The sequence below is a fragment of the Hathewaya proteolytica DSM 3090 genome (assembly GCF_900142225.1).
Classification (GTDB): domain Bacteria; phylum Bacillota; class Clostridia; order Clostridiales; family Clostridiaceae; genus Hathewaya; species Hathewaya proteolytica.
This window is the reverse complement of the sequence record NZ_FRAD01000041.1, coordinates 1-2,514: the sequence shown is the minus strand read 5'-3', so window position 1 is coordinate 2,514 and position 2,514 is coordinate 1. Positions and strand designations below refer to the sequence as shown.

Genomic DNA, 2,514 nt, shown 5'->3' with positions numbered 1-2,514 from the left:
TTTCACCCAATGGGTGAAAGCTGAATTTTGAAGGAACGTATATTTATCAATGCTTTGAGGGTGGTTTATAAAGTACTGACGTAGAATCTCAGTATTATATAACACCTGGGCCTAAATATTAATTACTTAATGAAAAAAAGTGTTCACTTCAAAAGGAAATGAACACATACTAGTTATTTTTCTTGTAATAAAAGCCCATGTTTTTTTAATAGTGGGAATATAGCATTGTAAACTATAACTACGATAATAACTGACACAACAGCATTTATAAAAGTAGCCATGGCACTTATTTTTGCCAGAATAGAAGCTGCTTTTTGAGGTTGTCCAAGTACATACTGTTTATAAAAATACCCTACAATTGGGTCTGCAATTACATTAAAAGCTAATCCTGAAACTGAAGATATAAGACTCCATTTAAAAACATATTTTTTATCATTGCTTTCGTTAACTTTTGCTATTTTGTGGGCTACAAGTCCGGTTATTAAACCTATACACAGCTTTAGCACGAAAGTTTTGGGAGCAACTACGATGTAAACTGGATCTATGATATCTGCAATGGTCATTCCTATGGCACCAGCAAGTCCACCATAAGTACCACCCAGCATCAACGCTGCTAAAACACAAAAAGCATTGCCTATATGAAGTGACGTAGCGTCGCCACCTGGTACAGGAATTTTTATCTGTACAAAGGTAAACATGACGAAACACAGCGCTGCAAATAAGCCTGTGAGGCTTAATTTTATTAATTTTGAATTTCTATTTCTCATTATTTCCACTCCTAACCGCTAATTATAATTGCTTTTCACAATAAGGTTATTATATTATCAAAAGATAGTATAAACAAGTGTATGGGTACAATGTTTTGCTAATTTAAATTTATATTAAAACATTTTTTTATAGGTATTTTTTTATTGAAAAAAATTCGATGATGTAGGATACTATATAAAATGGGGAATGTTTTTTTAAAAAAACTAGAGAGAGGAGGCACTACTGAACGAAATCCTTGTAGGTTTTGTAGTTAGTGTAGACATTTATGAAAGAAAAAAGAGAAGGGTTTTCATCAAAGTTAGCAGTGTTTTTTGCAATTTTAAGCTCAGCAGTAGGACTAGGGAACATATGGAAGTTCCCAACAGTGGTAGGCGAAAATGGAGGAGGAGCGTTTGTTCTAGTTTATTTATTGTTTGTATTACTTGTGGGTATACCTGTATTAGTGTCGGAATTTTTTATTGGAAGAAGAGCTAAAAAGAATGCCATAGGAGCATTTAACACTCTTGCACCGGGAACAAAGTGGAGATGTGTAGGAGGAATGGGTATATGTGCAGCTACGCTTGTGTTTTTTTTCTATAGCGCTGTGGCAGGATGGGTTTATTCGTATCTTTTTAAAGCTTTGACAGGAGAGTTTACTGTATTTAAAGGTATGGATATTAATGCGGCTTCAAAGGTTGCAGAAAATATGTTTGACCAAACTGTAAATGGATCTTTTATGCCTATTATATGGCAAGGTATAGTTTTATTTGTAGTGGGATTTATCATAGTTAAAGGTGTAAAGAATGGTATAGAAAAAGTAACTAAGGTTCTAATGCCTATTTTATTTATAATAATTATAATTTGCGATATAAGAGCTTTAACTATTTCTGGTGCAAGTCAGGGATTGAAGTTCCTATTCAGCATAGATTTTAGCAAAATCACTGGTTCTGTAATCATGGCTGCACTTGGTTTAGCCTTTTTTAAGCTATCCATTGGAGTTTCCAGCATGATGACTTATGGAAGTTACTTTACGGAAAAAGACAATATCGTTGGGAATGCCATTAAACTGGCTTTAGCGGATATTGTGGTATCACTTTTAGCAGGAATCGCGATATTTCCAGTGGTATTTCAGTATAATATGTCCCCAGCAGCTGGCCCAGGGCTTTTATTTAATACCATACCATTAGTGTTTTCACAGATGCCTTTTGGAAATGCATTGCTTGTTATGTTTTTATTCTTAACAGCAATGGCAGCTACCATGGCTATGATATCTATGGCAGAGCCTATGGTAATCTATCTATGTGAAGAAAAGAAATTGAACAGAAGAACGGCTACAATTTCACTTATAATTTTTGTATTTGCAGTGGGAATACTTACTGTTCATTCCAAGAGTATATTTGCCAATGTACCGTTTAGCAACATGACATTTTTCGATTTGTATGATAAATTATCTTCTAATATATTACTTCCAATTGGAGGATTCTTAATATCAATATTTGTAGGGTATGTTATTAAAAAGGAAGATGTTATAGACGAGCTTTCTAATAAAGGTACTTTGCAAAACTTAACTTTGATTAATGTTTACAGGATAATTTTAAGATATATAACGCCAATGCTAGTTATATTAGTATTTTTATCTTCCATTGGAGTTCTTAACATATAACTTGTACTCGTTAGAGTATAATTTTAGTAGGCAAAGGTAGTAGTAATTACTACTTATAAAAAAATAAAGGAGATACAAAAAGTATCTCCCATATACATAATATT

Annotated in this window: 2 protein-coding genes; one reads left to right on the top strand and one right to left on the bottom strand. The window is 33.1% G+C overall.

Annotated elements, in window-relative coordinates; translation table 11 throughout:
- Nucleotides 1-173: 173 nt before the first annotated feature.
- The gene (locus tag BUA73_RS13605; protein WP_072904638.1) at nt 174-767 is read right to left on the bottom strand and encodes an ECF transporter S component; all 594 of its coding nucleotides are present in this window, start codon (nt 765-767) and stop codon (nt 174-176) included.
- Between the two features lie 266 nt (nt 768-1,033).
- On the opposite strand from BUA73_RS13605, the gene BUA73_RS13600 reads away from it, so the two are divergent.
- On the top strand, nt 1,034-2,410 hold the full coding sequence (locus tag BUA73_RS13600; RefSeq protein ID WP_072904637.1) for a sodium-dependent transporter: 1,377 nt from the start codon (nt 1,034-1,036) through the stop codon (nt 2,408-2,410).
- Nucleotides 2,411-2,514: the final 104 nt, after the last annotated feature.

Bases quoted from the DNA above. Each gene is read 5' to 3' on its own strand.
- BUA73_RS13605 (WP_072904638.1), bottom strand. From the start codon at position 767: ATGAGAAATAGAAATTCAAAATTAATAAAATTAAGCCTCACAGGCTTA.
- BUA73_RS13600 (WP_072904637.1), top strand. From the start codon at position 1,034: ATGAAAGAAAAAAGAGAAGGGTTTTCATCAAAGTTAGCAGTGTTTTTT.